The 19,684-nt window shown below is 70.7% G+C and carries 19 protein-coding genes; 9 read left to right on the plus strand and 10 right to left on the minus strand.

The features are described from left to right. Positions 1-359 precede the first annotated feature (359 nt). Positions 360-1,010, minus strand: coding sequence for a DNA-3-methyladenine glycosylase (locus ACZ4UV_RS51745; protein WP_467850158.1), 651 nt, complete (start codon positions 1,008-1,010; stop codon positions 360-362). Positions 1,011-1,159: 149 nt separating this feature from the next. On the opposite strand from ACZ4UV_RS51745, the gene ACZ4UV_RS51750 reads away from it, so the two are divergent. The 3 genes from ACZ4UV_RS51750 to ACZ4UV_RS51760 all read left to right on the plus strand — a co-directional run bounded on the left by ACZ4UV_RS51750 (position 1,160) and on the right by ACZ4UV_RS51760 (position 3,227). Beyond that, positions 1,160-1,942, plus strand: coding sequence for a sporulation protein (locus ACZ4UV_RS51750; protein WP_390038622.1), 783 nt, complete (start codon positions 1,160-1,162; stop codon positions 1,940-1,942). Between the two features lie 65 nt (positions 1,943-2,007). Then, the gene (locus ACZ4UV_RS51755) at positions 2,008-2,547 is read left to right on the plus strand and encodes a YbhB/YbcL family Raf kinase inhibitor-like protein (protein WP_467850162.1); all 540 of its coding nucleotides are present in this window, start codon (positions 2,008-2,010) and stop codon (positions 2,545-2,547) included. A 167-nt stretch (positions 2,548-2,714) separates the two neighbouring features. Next, complete coding sequence (locus ACZ4UV_RS51760) at positions 2,715-3,227, plus strand: HNH endonuclease (protein WP_390038620.1); 513 nt, start codon at positions 2,715-2,717, stop codon at positions 3,225-3,227. 108 nt (positions 3,228-3,335) lie between these two features. Here the strand turns inward: ACZ4UV_RS51760 and ACZ4UV_RS51765 are convergent, their stop codons facing one another. The 3 genes from ACZ4UV_RS51765 to ACZ4UV_RS51775 form a co-directional block, all read right to left on the minus strand. Then, the gene (locus tag ACZ4UV_RS51765; protein WP_351502744.1) at positions 3,336-4,280 is read right to left on the minus strand and encodes an SPFH domain-containing protein; all 945 of its coding nucleotides are present in this window, start codon (positions 4,278-4,280) and stop codon (positions 3,336-3,338) included. A 130-nt stretch (positions 4,281-4,410) separates the two neighbouring features. Further along, positions 4,411-4,845 carry an NfeD family protein gene (locus tag ACZ4UV_RS51770; RefSeq protein WP_390038619.1) on the minus strand — a complete coding sequence of 145 codons (435 nt, stop codon included), beginning with the start codon at positions 4,843-4,845 and terminating at the stop codon, positions 4,411-4,413. 71 nt (positions 4,846-4,916) lie between these two features. Continuing rightward, positions 4,917-5,708, minus strand: a complete 792-nt coding sequence (locus tag ACZ4UV_RS51775; protein ID WP_351502746.1) for an ABC transporter ATP-binding protein — start codon at positions 5,706-5,708, stop codon at positions 4,917-4,919. Positions 5,709-5,858: 150 nt separating this feature from the next. Here ACZ4UV_RS51775 and ACZ4UV_RS51780 point away from each other — a divergent pair, with 150 nt between their 5' ends. Continuing rightward, positions 5,859-6,644 carry a hypothetical protein gene (locus tag ACZ4UV_RS51780; protein ID WP_451022400.1) on the plus strand — a complete coding sequence of 262 codons (786 nt, stop codon included), beginning with the start codon at positions 5,859-5,861 and terminating at the stop codon, positions 6,642-6,644. 179 nt (positions 6,645-6,823) lie between these two features. On the opposite strand, the gene ACZ4UV_RS51785 is transcribed toward ACZ4UV_RS51780, so the two are convergent. The 3 genes from ACZ4UV_RS51785 to ACZ4UV_RS51795 all read right to left on the minus strand — a co-directional run bounded on the left by ACZ4UV_RS51785 (position 6,824) and on the right by ACZ4UV_RS51795 (position 9,022). Beyond that, the gene (locus ACZ4UV_RS51785) at positions 6,824-7,072 is read right to left on the minus strand and encodes a chaplin (protein ID WP_351498536.1); all 249 of its coding nucleotides are present in this window, start codon (positions 7,070-7,072) and stop codon (positions 6,824-6,826) included. Positions 7,073-7,242: 170 nt separating this feature from the next. Next, entirely contained in the window at positions 7,243-7,884 is a 642-nt protein-coding gene (locus ACZ4UV_RS51790) for a response regulator (RefSeq protein WP_467850169.1), read from the minus strand. Further along, the gene (locus ACZ4UV_RS51795; protein ID WP_351498532.1) at positions 7,877-9,022 is read right to left on the minus strand and encodes a GAF domain-containing sensor histidine kinase; all 1,146 of its coding nucleotides are present in this window, start codon (positions 9,020-9,022) and stop codon (positions 7,877-7,879) included. The genes ACZ4UV_RS51790 and ACZ4UV_RS51795 overlap by 8 nt, the downstream gene beginning before the upstream one ends. A gap of 226 nt (positions 9,023-9,248) precedes the next feature. Here ACZ4UV_RS51795 and ACZ4UV_RS51800 point away from each other — a divergent pair, with 226 nt between their 5' ends. The 3 genes from ACZ4UV_RS51800 (at position 9,249) to ACZ4UV_RS51810 (ending at position 12,170) form a co-directional block, all read left to right on the plus strand. Further along, on the plus strand, positions 9,249-9,944 hold the full coding sequence (locus tag ACZ4UV_RS51800; RefSeq protein ID WP_467850172.1) for an SDR family NAD(P)-dependent oxidoreductase: 696 nt from the start codon (positions 9,249-9,251) through the stop codon (positions 9,942-9,944). Beyond that, a complete protein-coding gene (locus tag ACZ4UV_RS51805; RefSeq protein WP_467850175.1) occupies positions 9,941-11,074 on the plus strand; it encodes an S-adenosylmethionine:tRNA ribosyltransferase-isomerase in 1,134 nt (377 codons plus the stop codon). Before ACZ4UV_RS51800 ends, ACZ4UV_RS51805 begins: the two co-directional genes overlap by 4 nt. Positions 11,075-11,369: 295 nt before the next feature. Then, entirely contained in the window at positions 11,370-12,170 is an 801-nt protein-coding gene (locus ACZ4UV_RS51810) for a transglycosylase SLT domain-containing protein (RefSeq protein WP_451023135.1), read from the plus strand. Between the two features lie 86 nt (positions 12,171-12,256). Here the strand turns inward: ACZ4UV_RS51810 and ACZ4UV_RS51815 are convergent, their stop codons facing one another. After that, positions 12,257-14,785: an ABC transporter ATP-binding protein/permease gene (locus ACZ4UV_RS51815; protein ID WP_467850178.1), complete on the minus strand. Its 2,529-nt coding sequence runs from the start codon at positions 14,783-14,785 to the stop codon at positions 12,257-12,259. Between the two features lie 232 nt (positions 14,786-15,017). Between ACZ4UV_RS51815 and ACZ4UV_RS51820 the strand changes: the two genes are divergently transcribed. Next, positions 15,018-16,931: a streptophobe family protein gene (locus ACZ4UV_RS51820; protein ID WP_467850181.1), complete on the plus strand. Its 1,914-nt coding sequence runs from the start codon at positions 15,018-15,020 to the stop codon at positions 16,929-16,931. Positions 16,932-17,325: 394 nt separating this feature from the next. After that, entirely contained in the window at positions 17,326-18,534 is a 1,209-nt protein-coding gene (serB, locus tag ACZ4UV_RS51825; RefSeq protein WP_390038601.1) for a phosphoserine phosphatase SerB, read from the plus strand. Positions 18,535-18,638: 104 nt separating this feature from the next. Here the strand turns inward: serB and ACZ4UV_RS51830 are convergent, their stop codons facing one another. Both ACZ4UV_RS51830 and ACZ4UV_RS51835 read right to left on the minus strand, forming a co-directional pair. Then, positions 18,639-19,157, minus strand: a complete 519-nt coding sequence (locus tag ACZ4UV_RS51830) for a SixA phosphatase family protein (protein ID WP_467850184.1) — start codon at positions 19,155-19,157, stop codon at positions 18,639-18,641. A gap of 90 nt (positions 19,158-19,247) precedes the next feature. Beyond that, positions 19,248-19,454, minus strand: a complete 207-nt coding sequence (locus ACZ4UV_RS51835) for a hypothetical protein (RefSeq protein WP_451018421.1) — start codon at positions 19,452-19,454, stop codon at positions 19,248-19,250. Positions 19,455-19,684 lie beyond the last annotated feature (230 nt).

Consider the following 19,684-nt stretch of genomic DNA (forward strand, 5'->3'; position numbering starts at 1 on the left):
TGAGTTCTCAAGGAACGGTCGCTTCCTTTGTACTCACCCTCTCGGGCTTTCCTCCGGGCTTCCCTTCGGTCTTGCGTTTCCGACTCTATCAGATCCTTTCGGCGTCCGATTCCCGGTCGGCGGGATTGTCTTGAGGTTTTCCGGCTTTCGCCCGTCGGCCTTTCGACATTCACTACGTTAGCCGATTCCCGCCGGGACTCATAATCGAGTTCCGCGAGCTCGAATTCGGGCATGCGGGCACGCCGAAATCGACCCCGTCAGGGGAAGTCGTAGGTAGTGGGTGGCCGCTTCCGGCTGCTGGCGATTGCCGTACCCGGTTCAAGCGGCTCGGGCTACATTACGCACCTTCCAGGGACGCGTCAACTTGAGCGGCGCCTCGGTGCATGGGCCCGATAGGGGCTCACGGTGGGGTCGTTGGCGATCCAGTAGCGCCAGGGATGGACGTCGCCGTTGCCGCCCTCGCCGGCGACTCCGGTGCGCGGACCGTTGCGTACCTGGTCGGAAGGGACGGGGGCGCCGGTCAGTATCCGCAGCGGTGTCTCGCCGACGGCACACGCGTCCGTGCCGTCCAGGGCCCGGTCCACGCCCAGGGCGGTGGCCAGGCGGGCCGGCCCTTTGGCCAGTTCTCTGTCATATCGGGCCGAAAGTCGACGTTTACGGGCGAGCTCGGCGCCCTCGACGATCTCGCCGGCGCGGAGCAGGACCGCGCACGCGGTGCCCTCGGGACCGCAGACGAGGTTCATGCAGAACCACATGCCGTAGGTGAAGTAGACGTACACGTGTCCGGGTGGACCGAACATCACCTCGTTGCGGGGGGTGCGGCCGCGATAGGCGTGCGAGCCGGGGTCGTTCGGGCCGTCGTACGCCTCCACCTCTGTGAGGCGCACCGCGATCGGACCGTCCGGGGTGGTACGGACGAGGACGCGGCCGAGGAGGTCGGGAGCGACCTCCAGTACAGGGCGGTCGAAGAAGCTTCTGGGGAGTGGCGTACGGTCCGGGGGCGCGATCATGGCGTCCGAGCCTAGTCCAGACCGAGGACGCCAAGGGCTGGTCAAGGATTCGTCAGCTTGCCAGGGTGTGAGCCGGAACCGGTCGGGACCGGAACGCGTTTGTAGGGATCAAGGGTCCGTCCGTACGTAGTAGGTAGTAGAGGAGAGTCATGGGGTTCAAGAAGCTGCTCGCGAGCCTGGGGGCCGGCGGGGCGTCCGTCGAGACGGTGCTCACCGAGGTGAACGTCGTACCGGGCGGCGTCGTCCAGGGCGAGGTGCGGATCCAGGGCGGCTCGGTGAACCAGGAGATCCAGGGACTCTCCGTGGGGCTCCAGGCGCGGGTCGAGGTGGAGAGCGGCGACGAGGAGTACAAGCAGAACATCGGCTTCGGCAAGGCGCGGCTCGGCGGTGCCTTCGAGCTGCAGGCCGGGGCCGTGCACGCGGTGCCGTTCGGGCTGGAGATTCCGTGGGAGACGCCCGTCACGATGATCGACGGGCAGGCGCTGCGCGGGATGCACATCGGGGTGACCACCGAGCTGGAGATCGCGCGTGCCGTCGACTCCGGTGACCTGGACCCGATCAACGTGCATCCGCTGCCGGCGCAGAAGGCGATCCTGGACGCCTTCATCCAGCTGGGCTTCCGGTTCAAGAACGCGGACCTGGAGAAGGGGCACATCCGGGGGACGCGGCAGACCCTGCCGTTCTACCAGGAGGTCGAGTTCCACCCGCCGTCCCAGTACCGGGGGCTGAACCAGGTCGAGCTGAGCTTCGTGGCGGACGCGCACGCCATGGACGTCATCCTCGAAATGGACAAGAAGCCGGGGCTGTTCAGCGAGGGCAGTGACACCTTCCGCTCGTTCCAGGTGGGTCTGCACGACTTCCACGGGACCGACTGGGCGGCTTATCTCAACCAGTGGCTGTCCGAGGTCGGCAGCAAGCGCAACTGGTTCTAGGCTCGGGAACCGCGGATTCCGTGACGGGGTCCGTAATCGATCAGTATCGATCAGGAGGTACCGAGGTGACCGAGCTCAAGCGGCGGCCTCTCCCCCATGACTTCCACCCGCCCGTCCCGTCGTTCACGGTGACGAGCGAGGACATCGAGGAAGGGGCGACGCTCAAGGACGCTCAGGTCTACGCCAAGGGCAACACCTCGCCGCAGCTGCGGTGGGAGGGCTTCCCGGCCGGGACCAAGAGCTTCGCCGTGACCTGCTACGACCCGGACGCCCCGACGGGCAGCGGGTTCTGGCACTGGGTCGTGTTCGACATCCCGGTCTCGGTGACCGAGCTGCCGGCGGGCGCGGGCAGCGGCAAGTTCGAGGGGCTGCCCGAGGGCGCGGTGCAGGTGCGCAACGACTACGGGTCGAAGGACTTCGGCGGTGCCGCGCCGCCGCCCGGGGACGGGCCGCACCGGTACGTCTTCACGGTGTACGCGGTGGACCAGGAGAAGCTCGGTCCGGACGCCGATGTGTCGCCTGCCGTCGTCGGGTTCAACCTGCGGTTCCACGCGATCGCGCGTGCGCAGCTCGTCGGGGAGTACGAGAACCCCGAGCAGGGCTGACGCAGCGCGCGAAATCAGCTGAGCGTTCATTGAACGTTTGCCCGCCTCTGGTCATGGAAGTGATCAGGGGCGGGCAGTTTTTATTGCGTTGTCCATCTCGGCGCGCCCGTCCAGAGTTGATCCAAGCCCGCCGGCGGTGGGCACGGTGCACATGGGAGGTGGGCTGGATGCGTGACACGCTGGTGCTGAACGCGAGCTTCGAGCCGCTGTCTACGGTGACGTTGAACCGCGCCGTCGTTCTGGTGCTCCAGGACAAGGCCGTCGTCGAGCAGGCCCACCCCGAGCTGCGCATGCGCGGTGCCGAGGTGGACATACCTGCGCCTCGGGTCATAAGGCTGTGCAGGTATGTGCGGGTGCCCTTTCGGAGACAGGCGCCGTGGTCGCGGCGGGGGGTGCTGGTCAGGGACCGGCACCGGTGCGCGTACTGCGGGAAGCGGGCGACGACCGTGGACCACGTGGTGCCGCGGGCTCAGGGGGGCGCGGACTCCTGGCTGAACACGGTGGCGTCCTGCGCGGAGGACAATCACCGGAAGGCGGACCGGACGCCGGAGCAGGCGCAGATGCCGTTGCTTCGGAAGCCGTTCGAGCCTTCGCCGCAGGATGCGATGCTGTTGGCCATGGGGGCCGAGGATCTGGCGGCGTTGCCTGAGTGGCTTTCGGGGGATGTGGCCGCCGCCTAGTCGTGTGCCTGGCCGGGCCCGTCGTGCGGCTGCGGCCGCGCTGTGGCTTGTCGCGCAGTTCCCCGCGCCCCTTACCGGGGTGCGGGGAACCTTTGTTTTCCAGAACCGTCAGTCGATGTTCGGCTTCTCGCGGCGCTCCTGGGCCGGGACGTTGCCGCCGCCGTTGGAACCGCCGCCCAGGGGGCCGAAGTTGCCCATCGCGCCGGAGAGACCCTTGAGGGCGTCGCCGATTTCGCTGGGGACGATCCAGAGTTTGTTGGCGTCGCCCTCGGCGATCTTCGGGAGCATCTGGAGGTACTGGTAGGAGAGGAGCTTCTGGTCCGGGTCGCCGGCGTGGATGGCCTCGAAGACCGTGCGGACCGCCTGGGCCTCGCCCTCCGCGCGGAGCGCCGCCGCCTTGGCCTCACCCTCGGCGCGCAGGATCTGGGACTGCTTCTCGCCCTCGGCGGTGAGGATCGCGGCCTGGCGGGTGCCTTCCGCGGTGAGGATCGCGGCGCGCTTGTCACGGTCGGCGCGCATCTGCTTCTCCATCGAGTCCTGGATGGAGGTCGGCGGCTCGATCGCCTTGAGTTCGACGCGGTTGACGCGGATGCCCCACTTGCCGGTGGCCTCGTCGAGGACGCCGCGCAGGGCCGCGTTGATCTCCTCGCGGGAGGTCAGGGTGCGCTCCAGGTCCATGCCGCCGATGATGTTGCGGAGCGTGGTGACCGTGAGCTGCTCGATGGCCTGGATGTAGCTGGCGACCTCGTAGGTGGCCGCGCGGGCGTCCGTGACCTGGTAGTAGATGACCGTGTCGATGTTCACGACCAGGTTGTCCTGGGTGATCACCGGCTGCGGCGGGAACGGTACGACCTGTTCACGCAGGTCGATGCGGTTGCGGATGGTGTCGATGAACGGGACCACGATGTTGAGGCCCGCGTTCAGGGTCCGTGTGTAGCGGCCGAAGCGCTCGACGATGGCGGCGCTCGCCTGTGGGATGACTTGGATCGTCTTGATCAGGGCGATGAAGACCAACACCACCAGAATGACCAGGACGATGATGACCGGTTCCATCGTCGCTCCCCGTACCCTTCTCCGCCTCGGCGCTTCGGCAGATCTTATGGTTGTTGAAGATCTTGCTGGATGAGTCTGACAGACGCACGCGCAACTCGGGGACTCTTCTGTTCAGTTGAGTCTTACGAGGTCAGATGACGATCGCGGTGGCCCCCTCGATCTCCACGACGTCGACTTCCTGCCCCACTTCGTAGGCACGGTCCGGGTCGAGGGCGCGCGCCGACCAGATCTCGCCTGCGAGCTTGATCCGTCCGTCCGCGCCGCCGTCGACGCGCTCGAGTACGACGGCCTGTCTGCCCTTCAACGCATCCACGCCGGTGGCGAGTTGCGGGCGCTGGGCGGCGTGCCGGTTCGCGATGGGCCGTACGACGGCGATCAGCGCGACCGAGACGACGACGAAGACGAGTACCTGGAACACGGTGCCCGCGCCCAGTCCGGCGGTACCGGCGGCGGCCACGGCGCCGACCGCGAACATGCCGAACTCCGGCATCGCGGTCACCACGAGCGGAATTCCGAGCGCCGCCGCGACGACGAGCCACCACACCCATGCGTCGATGCTGTTCACACAGTCATGGTAGGGCCGTGGGTGCCGACCACGACAGTGCGCTGTGCCGGGTCAGGGCCCGTCAGATCCGGTCAGGACAGGGGCAGTCCGTGGGCGGTCCAGCGGTCGCCGAGCTGCTCGACGACGAGCGGGAGGCCGAAGCAGAGGGAGAGGTTGCGGGAGGTGAGTTCGAGCTCCAGCGGGCCGGCGGTGAGGACCTTGCCCTGGCGGATCATCAGGACGTGGGTGAAGCCGGGGGCGATCTCCTCGACATGGTGGGTGACCATGATCATGGAGGGGGCGATCGGGTCGCGGGCGAGCCGGCCGAGGCGGCGGACCAGGTCCTCGCGGCCGCCGAGGTCGAGGCCGGCGGCGGGTTCGTCGAGGAGGAGCAGTTCGGGGTCGGTCATCAGGGCGCGGGCGATCAGGGTGCGCTTGCGCTCGCCCTCGGAGAGGGTGCCGAACTTCCGGTCCACGTAGTCGGTCATGCCGAGGCGGTCGAGGAAGGCACGGGCGCGCTGCTCGTCGACCTCGTCGTACTCCTCCTGCCAGTGGGCGGTCATGCCGTAGGCGGCGGTGAGCACGGTCTCCAGGACGGTCTGGCGCTTGGGGAGCTTCTCGGCCATCGCGATGCCGGCCATGCCGATGCGCGGGCGCAGGTCGAAGACGTCGACCTTGCCGAGGGTGTCGCCGAGGACGGTGGCGGTGCCCTTGCTGGGGAAGAGGTAGCTGGACGCGACGTTGAGGAGGGTGGTCTTGCCGGCGCCGTTGGGGCCGAGGATGACCCAGCGCTCACCCTCCTTCACCGACCAGGAGACCTGGTCCACCAGAGCCCGGCCCTCCCGGACCACGGATACGTCCTGAAGCTCCAGAACATCGCTCATGAGCGCGTTGTCTCCCCTTGCAGTGTCGCCGTTCTCGGCTGTCGCGTACGCCTGTGGCCCGGGCGGCGGCGCCGGTGGGCGCGGCCCTTATGAAATCTACGCCACGAGTGCGCCGCTCCATTCCATCGGTCCTGTCCTTAGGGTGGGGGCATGCTCTCGGAACCGCGTTCAGGACGCCTCGCCGCGTGGGGAAATGCCCTTTTGGCCGGACTTGTCTCTCCGGATGACGCCGTGCTCGCCATCGTCGGCGAGGACGCGGTGCACCGGGTGGAGGGGCTGCCCGGTGAGTCCGCTCCGGTCGGGCTCACGCTGGCGCTGGGGCGGCTGCGGACGCTGGGGACGACCGGGCTGCGGGTCGCGCTGCCGGCGTCGGGGCATCCGCTGGGGCTGAGCGGGCCGCCGGAGTTCAATGCGCGGGCGCTGGAGGCGGAGGAGGCGGTGATCTGCCACGGCGCCGCGTTCGGGCTGGTGCCGGAGGTGTACGAGGCCGGGCCGGCCGGCGATGTACATGTCGAGGTGGTCTGGCATGTGCTGCCGGTGCGGGAGGCGCCGCCGGCCGACGTGCCGTCGCTCGGCGAGGCGGAGCGGGAGCTGGCCGAGGCGCTGCGGGACGCGACTGAGGTGCTGTCGAAGCTGGACGTCGCCGGGTCGGGACCGGTGGCGGAAGCGGCGGTCGACGCGTACCGGGCGCGCGCGGAGCGGGGCCGGGAGGTGCTGGCCCCTGGGTATCCGCCGCGGGCGGTGCGGGTGCTGGAGCTGGCGCAGCGGGTGGGGCTGCTGATCTCGCTGGCCCACGACAACGGGCACGGCGGGGCGGTGAGCGCGTCGGAGATGGCGGCGCGGTCGCTGGCGCTGCGGCCGGTGGAGCGGACGGCGCGGCGGGCGCAGGTCGCGGCCTACAACTCCGTTGTTGAGGAGCGTGAGCGGGGACGCTGAGCGCTCTGCTGTAAGTGCCGCTGGATGTCGTCAGTCGTCTGCGGCGCCGTCGTGGTTGGTCGCGCAGTTCCTCCCCCGGCCTTCGGCTGGGGGTACCCCCAGCGCCCCTTCGGGGCGCTGCCCGACCGCGGCAAGCCGACCGGCCTTCCGGGGCGTCCGGAAGGCCGGAGGTCGCGGTCTCAGTGGTTGAGGCCGAGGTTGCCGAAGGCGGGGTTCAGCACTCCGATGACGTTGATGCTGTTCCCGACGACGTTGACCGGGACGTGCACCGGGGCCTGGATGACGTTGCCCGAGACGACGCCCGGAGAACCGTGGGCCTCGCCGGCCGCGGTGGCGCCGCCGGTGTGGGCGGAGGCCAGTCCGGCACCAGCGGCCACGATCCCGCCGGCCACCATCGTCACGGCCGCTGCCTTCTTCAGGTTCTTCACTTCTTGAGCCCTCCTTGGCGATCGCCACGGCGGTCGCCGCAGCACGCACTGAAGAACGGCGGCGGCCGGCGGAGGATGCGCCGTCCGGGTGACATTCCCACGACGGTATGAATCTCAGCCCGTAGGACGACCCTCCAGGTTGCCGTCGGTGAAGCGTTGCGGAGGACGTTTCAGCCGGTCACGCCGTGGCGAACGGCCCACAGGGCGGCCTGGGTGCGGTCGGCGAGGTCGAGTTTCATCAGGATGTTCGAGACGTGTGTCTTGACGGTCTTCTCGGACAGCACCAGGGCACGCGCTATCTCCCGGTTGGAGCGGCCGTCGGCGATCAGCCCCAGTACCTCCCGCTCCCGCTCGGTGAGCGAACCACCCCTGCCCTGGCCGGAGTTGGCCTCCTCCTGGGAGAGCAGGGCGCCGGCCACCTCGGGCTGGAGCAGGACGTGCCCGGCGTGCACCGAGCGGATGGCGGCGGCGAGCGCGTCGGGATCGACGTCCTTGTAGACGTATCCGGCGGCGCCCGCGCGCAGGGCCGGGACCACCGTGCGCTGCTCGGTGAAGCTGGTGACGATCAGCACGCGCGCGGGGTTGTCGAGTTCGCGGAGCCTGCGCAGCGCCGCCACACCGTCCAGGCCGGGCATCTTGACGTCCATGAGGACGACGTCGGGGATCAGCTCCTGGGCGCGCTCGACCCCCTCCGCGCCGTCGGCGGCCTCGCCGACGACCTCGATGTCGTCCTGGACCTCCAGGAAGGTGCGCAGGCCCCGGCGGACGACCTGGTGGTCGTCGACCAGCAGCACCCGGATCGCGTCAGCCACCGGGGACCTCCATCTCGATCGTGGTGCCCTTGCCGGGCGCCGATTCCACGGTCAGCGTGCCGCCGACGCCGCTCGCCCGGTCCCGCATGGAGACCAGGCCGAGGTGGCGTCCGGCGCGCCGGGTGAGGAGCGGGTCGAAGCCGCTGCCGTCGTCCGTGACCCGCAGGACGGCTCCGCCGCCACGCCGGTTCACCGTCACGTCGACATGCTCGGCCCCGGAGTGTCTGAGCGCGTTGTGCAGGGCCTCCTGGGCCACCCGGAGCAGAGCCTCCTCCTGGGCGGCGGGCAGGGCGCGGAATCCGCCGGCGGCGAAGGTCACGCGCGCGGTGTGGGCGCGGTCGAGGACCTGGACCTGGGTGCGCAGGGTGGCGAGCAGGCCGTCCTCGTCGAGGGCGGCGGGGCGCAACTCCACGACGGCTGCGCGCAGTTCGTCGATGGCCTCGGCCGCGAGCACGGCCACCTGCTGCAACTCGCCCTTGGCGCGGGAGGGATCGCGGTCGACCAGGGCGGCGGCGGCCTGGGCGGTCAGGCGGAGCGAGAAGAGCTTCTGGCTCACCGCGTCGTGCAGCTCGTGGGCGAGCCGGGAGCGCTCCTCGGCGATGGTCAGCTCGCGGCTGCGCTCGTAGAGGCGGGCGTTGGTGAGGGCGATGGCCGCGTGCTGGGCGAGGATGGAGAGGAGTTCCTCGTCCTCGGCGGTGAAGCCGCAGCCGCCCTCCGGTTTCGGGCAGTTCTTGTTGGCGAGGAACAGGGCGCCGATGACCTCGTCGCCGTCCCGGATCGGCAGCCCCAGGAAGTCGGACATCTCGGGGTGGGCGGAGGGCCAGCCCTCGAAGCGGGGGTCCGTGCGGACGTCGGCCAGCCGCTCGACCTTCGCCTCGCGCAGCATCGCCGCGAGGATGCCGTGCTGGCGCGGGAGCGGGCCGATGGCCTTCCACTGGGTGTCGGTGACGCCGTCGACGACGAACTGGGCGAAGCCGCCGTGGTCGTCGGGGACCCCCAGCGCGGCGTACTGGGCGTCGAGCAGCTCACGGGCGGAGGCGACGATCGTCTTGAGGACGTCGCGCACCTCCAGATGCCTGCTCATGGCCAGCAGCGCGGAACTCACCGCCGCCAGGCCGGACCGGGGACCATGACTCATGTCCTCACGGTACCGGCGGGGTCCGACGGTGCGGATCGGGCCGATGGCGGCAGGGCCTGGACCGCCGGCCGTAGGCCGCAGGACCTAGGCCGCGAGTCCCGGACCGGCGGCTTAGTCCGAAGGACCCCGCCCGGTTGCGGCCCGCGTCCGAGGCGGCCGGGGTGGTCCGGTTCCTACGTTGGGATCACCGCCGACGCGGGCGGACGGAGCCGAGGGGACGGTTGTCATGCCGGTAGCGATCATCACGGGGGCCTCGAGGGGGCTGGGGCGGGCGCTGGCGGAGGCGCTGGCCGCGCGCGGCTGGGATCTGGTGCTGGACGCCAGGGGGGCCGGGGTACTGAAGGAGACGGCGGAGTCCGTCGCGGGGCACGGGACGCGGGTGACGGCGCTGCCCGGCGATGTCACGGACGCCGGGCACCGGGCCGGCCTGGTGGCCGCCGCGCGGGAGCTGGGCGGGGTGGACCTGCTGGTGAGCAACGCCAGCGCGCTGGGCGCCGAGCCGCTGGTGCGCCTGGGCGAGCTGCCCCTGGCGGGGCTGCGCCGGGCGCTGGAGGTGAACGTGGTGGCCGCGCTGGGCCTGGTCCAGGAGGCGCTGCCGCTGCTGCGGGAGTCGGCGGCGGGCGCGGTGGTCGCGGTCAGCTCGGACGCGGGCGCCGAGGCGTACGAGACCTGGGGCGGCTACGGCGCCTCGAAGGCGGCCCTGGACCAGCTGGCGGCGGTGCTCGGTGTGGAGGAGCCGGGGCTGCGGGTGTGGGCGGTGGATCCCGGGGACATGGCGACCGACCTGTACGCGGCGGCCGTACCGGACGACGACGGTCCGCGGCCGGCACCGGTGAGCGTCGTACCGGCCTTCCTACGGCTCCTGGACGAGCGGCCGGCGAGTGGGCGGTACGGGGCGCCTGCCCTGGTGGAGGGGCGATGACGACGGTGGTGCGGGTACCCGAGGAGCTGTCCGCGCGGGTGCCGGCCGAGCAGCGCGGGCCGGGTCTTGAGCGGGACGCCGTACGGCTGCTGGTGTCGCGCGGGACGGCGGTGTCGCATCACGCCTTCGCGGAGCTGCCGTGCCTGCTGCGGGCCGGGGACCTGCTGGTGGTGAACACCTCGCCGACGCTGGCGGCCGCCGTGGACGGGCGGGTCGGGCACGCGCGCGTGGTGGTGCACTTCTCCACGCGCGGGGACGACGGCCGGTGGGCGGTCGAGCTGCGGGAACCGGACGGGAAGGGGACCACCCGCGCGCGTGCGGGTACGCGTGCGGGGAGTGAGGTGCGGCTGCCCGGGGGCGGGCGGCTGGTCCTGGAGGAGCCGCTGAGCGCGCGGGGCGAGCGGCTGTGGTGGGCGCGGGCCTCCGCGGACGTACGCGGGGTACTGCGGGAGCACGGGCGGCCCATCCGTTACTCCTATACGGAGCGGGACCAGCCGTTGTCCGTCTACCAGACGGTGTTCGCGCTGCCGTCGGCGGACGGGGCGGGGAGCGCGGAGATGCCGAGTGCGGCCCGGCCCTTCACCGCGCGGCTGGTGGCGGAGCTGGTGAGCCGCGGGGTTCAGTTCGCGCCGGTCACGCTGCATACCGGGGTGTCGTCGGGGGAGGCGCACGAGCCGCCGTACGCGGAACGTTTCGCGGTGCCGGAGGCGTCGGCGCGGCTGATCAACAACGCGAAGGCGAATCAAGAAGGGCGCGAAGCGCTTCCTCGGAAGGGTGGTGGTGGGCGACGGGCGGGCGGGCGGGTCGTCGCGGTGGGGACGACAGCCGTGCGGGCCGTGGAGACGGCCGCGGGGGCCGACGGGGTGGTGCGGGCGGCCGAAGGGTGGACGGAGCTGGTCGTGACGCCGGAGCGCGGGGTGCGGGTGGTGGACGGGCTGCTGACCGGGCTGCACGAGCCGGAGGCCTCGCATCTGCTGATGCTGGAGGCGGTCGCCGGGCGGCCCGCGGTCGACCGCAGCTACGAGGAGGCGCTGCGCGCGCTCTACCTGTGGCACGAGTTCGGCGACGTGCACCTCATCCTCCCGGAGGAGGGCCCTCACACAGAGCGTTGCGCCAGCAACTCCTGGTGAGATTCGTGTGCGGCCGATGTGAGGCCGCACATAGGGCGCACATCACGTACGAAAGGACATAGGAGATAAACAGTCACGGCGCGATCGGGGCAGACGTTCCTGTCTGTCCCGATTTGTCCATCCGGGCTCCACTACCGGGGATCGTACGTCACACCTTTGCCACGGCATTTTGCGGCCGCTAAGAATGGCTGCCGTCGCTCAGCACCGCGGGTTCCCTCCGGTGCTCGTGCAGGAGGAGCCGGTCTCCCCCGCGGACAACGAGCGACCTCCGCGCTATTCGAAGAGGTCCACTCCCATGCCCAAGCACGCCCACAGTCCCACGCTGACCAAGCACCACAAGATCGCGCTCGCCGGAGTCGCCACGCTCGGCGCCGCCGCCCTCGCCTTCTCGGCCGTGCCCAGCAGCGCCGAGACGATCGCGTCCGGTACCCCCCAGACCGCCGCCAAGGTGGCCTACGGCACCGAGCAGATCAAGGACGTCACGGGCAAGGTCACGGACCAGCTGGCCCTGCAGAACGTCAAGGTCGAGGCCATCGCCGCCAAGAAGAAGCCGGCCTCCGCCCACCAGCGGCACGTGGCTCACGTGAAGAAGGTCCACGCGGCCCATGTCGCCCACGTGAAGAAGGCCCACACGGCTCACGTGAAGCACGTCCACGCGGCCCACGTGAAGCACGTCGCCGCCGTCAAGAAGGCCGCCGCCAAGCGCGCCGCCCAGCAGGCCGCCAGCCGGTCCGCGCAGCGCCCGCAGATCCAGCAGGTCGCCGCGAAGACCTACGCCAACAACCTCGACGGCTGGATCCGCCAGGCCCTCGACATCATGAACGCCAAGGGCATCCCGGGCTCCTACAGCGGCCTGCACCGCAACATCATGCGGGAGTCCTCCGGCAACCCGAACGCCATCAACAACTGGGACATCAACGCCATCAACGGCATCCCGTCCAAGGGCCTGCTGCAGGTCATCCCGCCGACCTTCGCGACGTACCACGTCTCCGGCACGTCCTGGAACATCTACGACCCGGTCGCCAACATCACCGCCGCCGCCAACTACGCGGCGCACCGCTACGGCTCGATCGACAACGTCAACAGCGCGTACTGAGGCAGGCGCGGGCCTCGGCACACACACGCCGAAGGGCGGCACCCCATTGCGGGTGCCGCCCTTCGGCGTCGTACGGACCGCGGGTGCTACTTGCGCATGACCTCGGGCTCGTGGCGGCGCAGGAAGCGGGCCACCAGGAAGCCGCAGATCACACCCAGGACGATCAGCGCGGCCATGTCCATGGTCCAGGCGCCGGCCGTGTGGTTCCACAACGGGTCCGTCTTGGTCGGATCCTCGGTGTTCGGCGCGATGTTGTTGAAGTCGAGCGTGGCGCCGTCGGCGGCCACCGCCCAGCGGGAGGGCATCAGGAACGAGACCTGGTTGACGCCGACCGCCCCGTTCAGGTTGAACAGGCAGCCGGTGAACACGACCTGGATGATCGCGAACATCACCAGCAGCGGCATGGTCTTCTCGGACGTCTTCACCAGCGAGGAGATGACCAGTCCGAACATCATCGAGGTGAAGCCGAGCCCCATGATCGGGATGCACAGCTCGAAGAGGGTGGAGTGGCCGAGGATCACGCCCTGGTCGGGGATCGTGCGGCTGGAGAAGCCGATCAGGCCGACCATCAGGCCCTGCAGCACGGTGATCACGCCGAGCACGACCACCTTGGACATCAGGTAGGCCGACCGGGACAGTCCGACGGCGCGTTCCCGTTCGTAGATGACCCGTTCCTTGATCAGCTCACGCACGGAGTTCGCGGCGCCCGCGAAACAGGCGCCGACCGCGAGGATGAGCAGGACCGTGGTCGCCGTGCCGTTGGGGACGGGGATACCGGTCTTGTGGTTGACCGGGTTCACCAGCAGGGTCTTGTCGCTGTCGATGAGCAGACTGACCGCGCCGAGCACCGCCGGCAGGATCACCGTCAGCGCCAGGAAGCCCTTGTCCGACGCGATGACCGCCACGTACCGCCGGACGAGGGTCAGCAGCTGCGAACCCCAGCTCTGCGGCTTCTTCGGCTTCATCACCTGCATCGGCGGCATCTGTACGGACTGCGGAGCTATCGCGTCGATGTCCGCGGCGTACATCTGGTAGTGCTGTGAGCCCTTCCAGCGGCCGGCCCAGTCGTAGTCGCGGTAGTTCTCGAAGGCGGAGAAGACGTCGGCCCAGGTGTCGTAGCCGAAGAAGTTCAGCGCCTCCTCGGGCGGGCCGAAGTAGGCGACCGCGCCGCCCGGGGCCATCACCAGGAGCTTGTCGCACAGCGCCAGCTCGGCCACCGAGTGGGTGACGACGAGGACCGTGCGGCCGTCGTCGGCGAGGCCGCGCAGCAGCTGCATCACATCGCGGTCCATGCCCGGGTCGAGGCCCGAGGTGGGCTCGTCGAGGAAGATCAGCGACGGCTTGGTGAGCAGCTCCAGGGCCACCGACACGCGCTTGCGCTGGCCGCCGGAGAGGGAGGTGACCTTCTTCTCCTTGTGGACGTCGAGCTTCAGCTCGCGCAGCACCTCGTCGATGCGGGCCTCGCGCTCCTCCCCCGTGGTGTCGGCGGGGAAGCGTAGCTTGGCCGCGTACTTGAGGGCCTTCTTGACGGTCAGCTCCTTGTGCAGGATGTCGTCCTGCGGGACCAGACCGATGCGCTGGCGCAGCTCGGCGAACTGCTTGTACAGGTTGCGGTTGTCGTACAGCACCTCGCCCTCGTTGGCGGGGCGGTAGCCGGTGAGCGCCTTGAGCAGGGTCGACTTGCCGGACCCCGACGGGCCGATGACCGCGATCACGGACTTCTCCGGGACGCCGAAGGAGACGTCCTTGAGGATCTGCTTGCCGCCGTCGACCGTGACGGTCAGGTGGCGTGCGGAGAAGGAGACCTCACCGGTGTCGACGAACTCCTCGAGCCGGTCGCCGACGATCCGGAAGGTGGAGTGGCCGACGCCCACGATGTCGTTCGCGTCGAGCAGCGCGCTGCCGCCCTTGGCGATCGGCATACCGTTGACGTACGTGCCGTTGTGCGAGCCGAGGTCGCGGATCTCCATGCGGCCGTCGGGCGTGGAGTGGAACTCGGCGTGGTGGCGCGAGACCTGCAGGTCGGAGACGACCAGCTCGTTGTCCAGGGCACGGCCGATGCGCATCACGCGGCCGATGGAGAACTGGTGGAACGTGGTCGGGCTGCGGTCGCCGTAGACCGGCGGCGCCCCCGCGCCACCACCGGAGGCCACGGCCGGGGCGCCCGGCTGCTGCGGGATCGCCGGCGGGGCCTGCTGCCAGCCCTGTTGCGGAGCCGGCGGCTGCGCGGCGGGCGGCTGGGACCAGCCCGCGCCGCCCGCGCCCTGCGCCGCGAACGGCCGTTGCTGGGGCTGCGGTTGGGCGGCGGCCGCGGCACCGGAGAGGCCCAGGCGCGGTCCGTCGTTCGCGTTGCCGAGATGGACGGCCGAGCCCGGGCCGATCTCCGACCGCTGGACCCGGCTGCTCTGCACGAAGGTGCCGTTGGTACTGCCGTGGTCCTCGATGACCCAACTGCGGCCGTCGAAGCTGATCGTGGCGTGCCGCCAGGAGACCCTGGCGTCGTCGAACACGATGTCCCCCTGCGGATCCCGTCCGAGGGTGTATGACCTGGACGGATCGAGCGTCCAGGTACGTCCGTTTGATTCCAGTACGAGTTCCGGCACTCCAAGCCCCATGAGTAGTCCCCCGAGTTACCCCCATCACAGGGAGTCTAGGGATGTCGAACATCGTCGGGAACTATTTCAGGCTCGGCCCTCTGACCGAAAGCCGGGCCTTGTGGAGGCCTCGGACGAGCGCTTCAACTCTTTCCGTTGACGGGGTTGAAACCGGGCCGGAGAGTGGTAATCCACGCGAGGAGGACAAGCGCGACGGAGTGGTCCGGCGCGGCTGCGGATCGGGGGGTCTGCCATGAGTGCTGATGCGTCCGGTACGGGAATCGAGCACGGGAGGTACGGCGGGCGGCTGCCGTGGGCCGACATCCTCCTGTCCTCCATAGCCGCCGTGAGCTGGGCGTTGATCGGCATGGCGGGTACGGCGGCGCTGGGTCTGCATCTGCTGCGGGCCGACGCGGCGGGCTCACTGGGCCCGATGACCGCGGCCGTTGTGGCGCTCGGGGCGGGTGGTTCGGTCACCCCGGACGGAGATCTGTCCGCTTTCGGCCTGAAGGGGGCGCAGGCCACCACGGCCATCGAGATCACGCCACTGGGGGTGAGCCTGGTCGGCGCGCTCCTTTTGTCATGGTTCTTCTTACGGTCCCTGCGCACGGCCGGAGTTGTGATCTCCCCGGCCGAACTGCTGGCCCGCGCGGGCTCGGTGGTGGTGCTGTTCGTGGCGATCCTGGGCGGACTGGCCTGGGCGGGACACTCCGTCGTGACGATCGACGGCGGCGCGCTCGGCCTCGACAAGCTGACGGGTGGCGGGAGCGGCGGCGGAGGGCTGAAGATCCCCGGCATCGGTGACATCGGCGGGCTGCTGCCGGACCGCCTCGGCGACCTCGTGCACGCGAACGCCGCGGTCGGCTTCAGGGTGGACACGGCGGCGACCCTGCTCGGCGGCCTCGGCTGGTCGGTGGGCATCCTGCTGATCGCCCTGCTGGCCTCGCGCCGGACTCCGCTGCCACCCGGCTGGGCTGCGGTGCACCGGGTGGTGCGGCCGGCGGCCTCGGCGCTGGTGACGGTGCTGCTGGTGGCCGTGGCGGCCGGCTGGGCGGCGGCGGCCTACGCGGCGATCGGCGACCCGCATCCGGCCCGGATCATGGGCGCGGCCCTCCTCGGCGCCCCGAACGGCGTCTGGCTCGGCATCCCGATCGGGCTCTTCGTCCCCTTCGACGGCAGGGCCACGGGCGTCCTGACCATGTTCCTGCCGCACCCCCTGGACGAGCTCCTGGACTCGAAGTCCGACCAGTCGGTGACGCTGGGCCACCTGGCCGGCCTGGACGGGCGGGTGTGGCTGCTGGGGGTCGCGGCGGCCCTGCTCATGCTGCTGGCCGGGGTGTTCACGGCGGTCCGGACGCCGGTGGGATGGACTGCGCCCGGTTTCGCCGGGCGCTGTGCCGTGCGGCTGGGGATCGCCACCGCGCTCACGCTGCCGCTGTTGGCCTGGCTGGCGGACGTGTCGGTGGACGCCTCGCTGTCGGTGCTGGGCTTCGACGCGTTCGGGGCGGGGATCCAGCTGCACGGGAAGCTGGGCATGGCGTTGCTGCTCGGAGCGGTCTGGGGTGCGGCGGCGGGGGTCGCTGGGGCGCTGCTCGCCTGGGCGACCGGGGCGGCGGGGTCACGGGCGGCTCCGCTGGCACTGGGTGACGGCGAGGCGAGCGGCGGGCCCGCTCGTCAGGGGGCCGACCTGGCTCCGGGGCGGGTCGGGAGCGAGACGGCGGGGCCTTACGTGCCGGGCAGGCCGTACCGTCCGCCGAATCCGAACACGAACCCCTATCTCCGGGTGCCGGAGGAACTGCGGGACACCGGGGGCGGCCGCGGGGCTCGGTCCGGTGCGGTACAGGGGGCGGGGACGGCACCGCCGGGCGGTTCCGCCGTCCCGGGCCGTCGTCCGCCGGACGCACCGCCCCCGGCGGACGACGGCCGCCGGGCACCGGAGGAGAGCCGGGCGGACGGCGGCCCCTCCGACGTACCGCCGCCCGGGGCGGGCGATGTGTACGGCGCTCCCACCATGGCGCGCCCCTTCGATCCGCCGCCCCGCTCCCCGCGGCCCCGGCCGGGCGCGCGGCGGCCCGACGGATCACAGGGCGGTCCGGGCGCCGTGCCCCCACCGCCTCCGCCTCCTCCCCCGCCACCTCCGGCACCGCCCAGGCGGCCCCCAAGGTGAGCCCGAGCGCGGGCCGGGAAGCGACCGACGGCGGGGATCGGACCGCCCGCGCGGAACATGGCGACCGCGCGGATCACGGCCTCCGCGCGAATCGCGGCCTCCGCACCGATCACGGCGTCGGCGCGGATCGCATCATTCGCTGGATCATGGTTGCGTCCGCGCGGATCACGGCCTCCGCACGGATCACTGCGTCCGCCGCCTGCGTGTCCCAGGGCTGAATTGTGCGTGAAGACGCGGCGCGGCCCACCTCGGCCCCGGCCGTGGACATCGCACGCACGTTCGCCCGTAGGGTGGAGGCAAGGCGTCCGACACCGGCCCGACACCTATTGTTCCGTGTCCGTCAGGCGGACCACCTGCGCCGCAGGCACTGGGTGCCGGTTACGGTGGTTACACCATGAGCGATCCGCAGACCTCCGAGGTCCCCACTCTCCTCGTCAAGATTTTCGGCAAGGACAGGCCGGGCATCACGGCCGGCCTCTTCGACACTCTTGCCGCCTACATGGTCGACGTGGTCGACATCGAGCAGGTCGTCACGCGAGGCCGCCTGGTGCTGTGCGCGCTCGTGACCCAGCCCCCGGCGGGGCTGGAGGGCGACCTCAGGGCGACCGTGCACAGCTGGGCCGAGTCGATGAAGATGCAGGCGGAGATCATCTCCGGCCGCGGCGACAACCGCCCGCGAGGCCTCGGCCGTTCCCTGGTCACCGTCCTCGGCCACCCGCTGACCGCTGAGTCGACGGCCGCCATCGCCGCCCGGATCGCCAAGACCGGCGGCAACATCGACCGTATCTTCCGGCTCGCCAAGTACCCGGTGACAGCGGTCGAGTTCGCGGTGTCCGGCGTGGAGACCGAACCGCTGCGCACCGCCCTGGCCTCCGACGCGGCCGAGCTCGGTGTGGACATCGCGGTGGTCTCCGCGGGCCTGCACCGGCGGGCCCAGCGGCTGGTCGTCATGGACGTGGACTCGACGCTCATCCAGGACGAGGTGATCGAGCTCTTCGCGGCGCACGCCGGCTGCGAGGACCAGGTCGCCGAGGTGACGGCGGCCGCGATGCGCGGGGAGCTGGACTTCGAGCAGTCGCTGCACGCGCGCGTGGCGCTGCTGAAGGGGCTGGACGAGTCGGTCGTGCAGAAGGTGCGCGCGGAGGTGCGGCTGACGCCCGGCGCGCGGACCCTGATCCGGACGCTGAAGCGGCTCGGCTACCAAGTCGGCGTCGTCTCGGGCGGTTTCACCCAGGTCACCGACGACCTGAAGGAGCGGCTGGGGCTGGACTTCGCCCAGGCCAACACGCTGGAGATCGTCGACGGGAAGCTGACCGGCCGGGTGACCGGCGAGATCGTGGACCGGGCGGGCAAGGCGCGGCTGCTGCGCCGGTTCGCCGCCGAGGCGGGCGTGCCGCTGGTGCAGACGGTGGCCATCGGTGACGGGGCCAACGACCTGGACATGCTGAACGCGGCCGGTCTCGGGGTCGCCTTCAACGCCAAGCCGGTGGTCCGCGAGGCCGCGCACACGGCGGTGAACTTCCCGTTCCTGGACACGGTCCTCTACCTGCTGGGCGTGACCCGCGAAGAGGTCGAGGCGGCGGACACCCACGACGAGAGCTGAGCCGTCCGGCCGATCCGGACACGAGGGCCCGGCACCGATCTCCACGGTGCCGGGCCCTCGTCGTGTCACGTCACTGGTGGTGCGGTGGGCTCACGTCTCACGTCTCACTCGGAGGGTGCCCAGTAATCCACGAGCGTGGCCACGCCGGGTTCGAGGGCCTTCCAGGAGCCCTCGTGCGTCAGGACGGCGAAGGCGGCGGCGGGAAAGCCCCGGCGGTTCATCCGCTCGCGGGCGTCGTCCTCGGCGGCGCCGGCGAGGATCTCGGTCAGACCGTGCACGCCGGGGTTGTGGCCGATGAGGATCACGGTCTGTACGTCGTCGGGCACCTCGTTGAGCACGGCGATCAGCTCGCCCGGCGAGGCCTCGTACACCCGCTCCTCGTAGACGGTTTTCGGCCGGTGCGCGAGCTCGTGGACGGCGAGCTTCCAGGTCTCCCGGGTACGCACGGAGGAGGAGCACAGTGCCAGGTCGAAGGTGATGCCACTGTCCGCGAGCTTGCGTCCGGCGACGGCGGCGTCCATTCGGCCCCGCTCAGCGAGCGGTCGCTCGTGGTCGGTCACCTGTGGCCAGTCGGCTTTCGCATGGCGGAAGAGGACAATCCTGCGGGGTTCTGCGACGCTCATGGCACCCAGCTTCGCATGAAACAGGCCATCGGGCGCAGGGAGTTGACATGCGGCTTCGCCCGGTCCGCGGGCGCCGCGCCCCTGGCCGCGCTAGCGGTCGACGATCTGCTGGACGCGCTCGAAGAGGTGGGTGACGGCGGGGTCTCCGGTGGCCGCGTGGGCGTCCGCCGGGTTCAGTAGGAGGAGCAGCAGGGCCACGAAGGCGAGCGCGGGAAGGGCGAGCGCCCACCAGGGGAGCCGGATGTCGACGCTGCCCGGGGTCGCCGGGTGGGACCGGGTGTGCGTGGGGGCCGGCATGGTCGCCTCCGTTGGTCTCCGGGGTGTGTCGGCCACTCTCGCGGCCACACCTCGAAACTACGGAATCCGCAGTCGCCGTCCCATCCGGTGATCCACCCACTTGACCCTGACCCTCACCCCCTAGGGGATGGTGGGGCTAGGCAGTGTCCGGGCGATCTTGTGGTGGAGTCGTGGGGGCCGGTGTGCTGGTCAGGTGGGGTGGATGCGAGAGTGATTGCCTGTGACGAATT

The organism is Streptomyces sp. NPDC028289, from assembly GCF_055565975.1.

Coding starts and splice junctions, on each gene's coding strand:
- serB (WP_390038601.1), top strand. CDS start 17,326: ATGAGCGATCCGCAGACCTCCGAGGTCCCCACTCTCCTCGTCAAGATT.
- ACZ4UV_RS51810 (WP_451023135.1), top strand. CDS start 11,370: ATGCCCAAGCACGCCCACAGTCCCACGCTGACCAAGCACCACAAGATC.
- ACZ4UV_RS51805 (WP_467850175.1), top strand. CDS start 9,941: ATGACGACGGTGGTGCGGGTACCCGAGGAGCTGTCCGCGCGGGTGCCG.
- ACZ4UV_RS51765 (WP_351502744.1), bottom strand. CDS start 4,280: ATGGAACCGGTCATCATCGTCCTGGTCATTCTGGTGGTGTTGGTCTTC.
- ACZ4UV_RS51760 (WP_390038620.1), top strand. CDS start 2,715: ATGCGTGACACGCTGGTGCTGAACGCGAGCTTCGAGCCGCTGTCTACG.
- ACZ4UV_RS51830 (WP_467850184.1), bottom strand. CDS start 19,157: ATGAGCGTCGCAGAACCCCGCAGGATTGTCCTCTTCCGCCATGCGAAA.
- ACZ4UV_RS51795 (WP_351498532.1), bottom strand. CDS start 9,022: ATGAGTCATGGTCCCCGGTCCGGCCTGGCGGCGGTGAGTTCCGCGCTG.
- ACZ4UV_RS51745 (WP_467850158.1), bottom strand. CDS start 1,010: ATGATCGCGCCCCCGGACCGTACGCCACTCCCCAGAAGCTTCTTCGAC.
- ACZ4UV_RS51780 (WP_451022400.1), top strand. CDS start 5,859: ATGCTCTCGGAACCGCGTTCAGGACGCCTCGCCGCGTGGGGAAATGCC.
- ACZ4UV_RS51800 (WP_467850172.1), top strand. CDS start 9,249: ATGCCGGTAGCGATCATCACGGGGGCCTCGAGGGGGCTGGGGCGGGCG.
- ACZ4UV_RS51750 (WP_390038622.1), top strand. CDS start 1,160: ATGGGGTTCAAGAAGCTGCTCGCGAGCCTGGGGGCCGGCGGGGCGTCC.
- ACZ4UV_RS51820 (WP_467850181.1), top strand. CDS start 15,018: ATGAGTGCTGATGCGTCCGGTACGGGAATCGAGCACGGGAGGTACGGC.
- ACZ4UV_RS51775 (WP_351502746.1), bottom strand. CDS start 5,708: ATGAGCGATGTTCTGGAGCTTCAGGACGTATCCGTGGTCCGGGAGGGC.
- ACZ4UV_RS51815 (WP_467850178.1), bottom strand. CDS start 14,785: ATGGGGCTTGGAGTGCCGGAACTCGTACTGGAATCAAACGGACGTACC.
- ACZ4UV_RS51835 (WP_451018421.1), bottom strand. CDS start 19,454: ATGCCGGCCCCCACGCACACCCGGTCCCACCCGGCGACCCCGGGCAGC.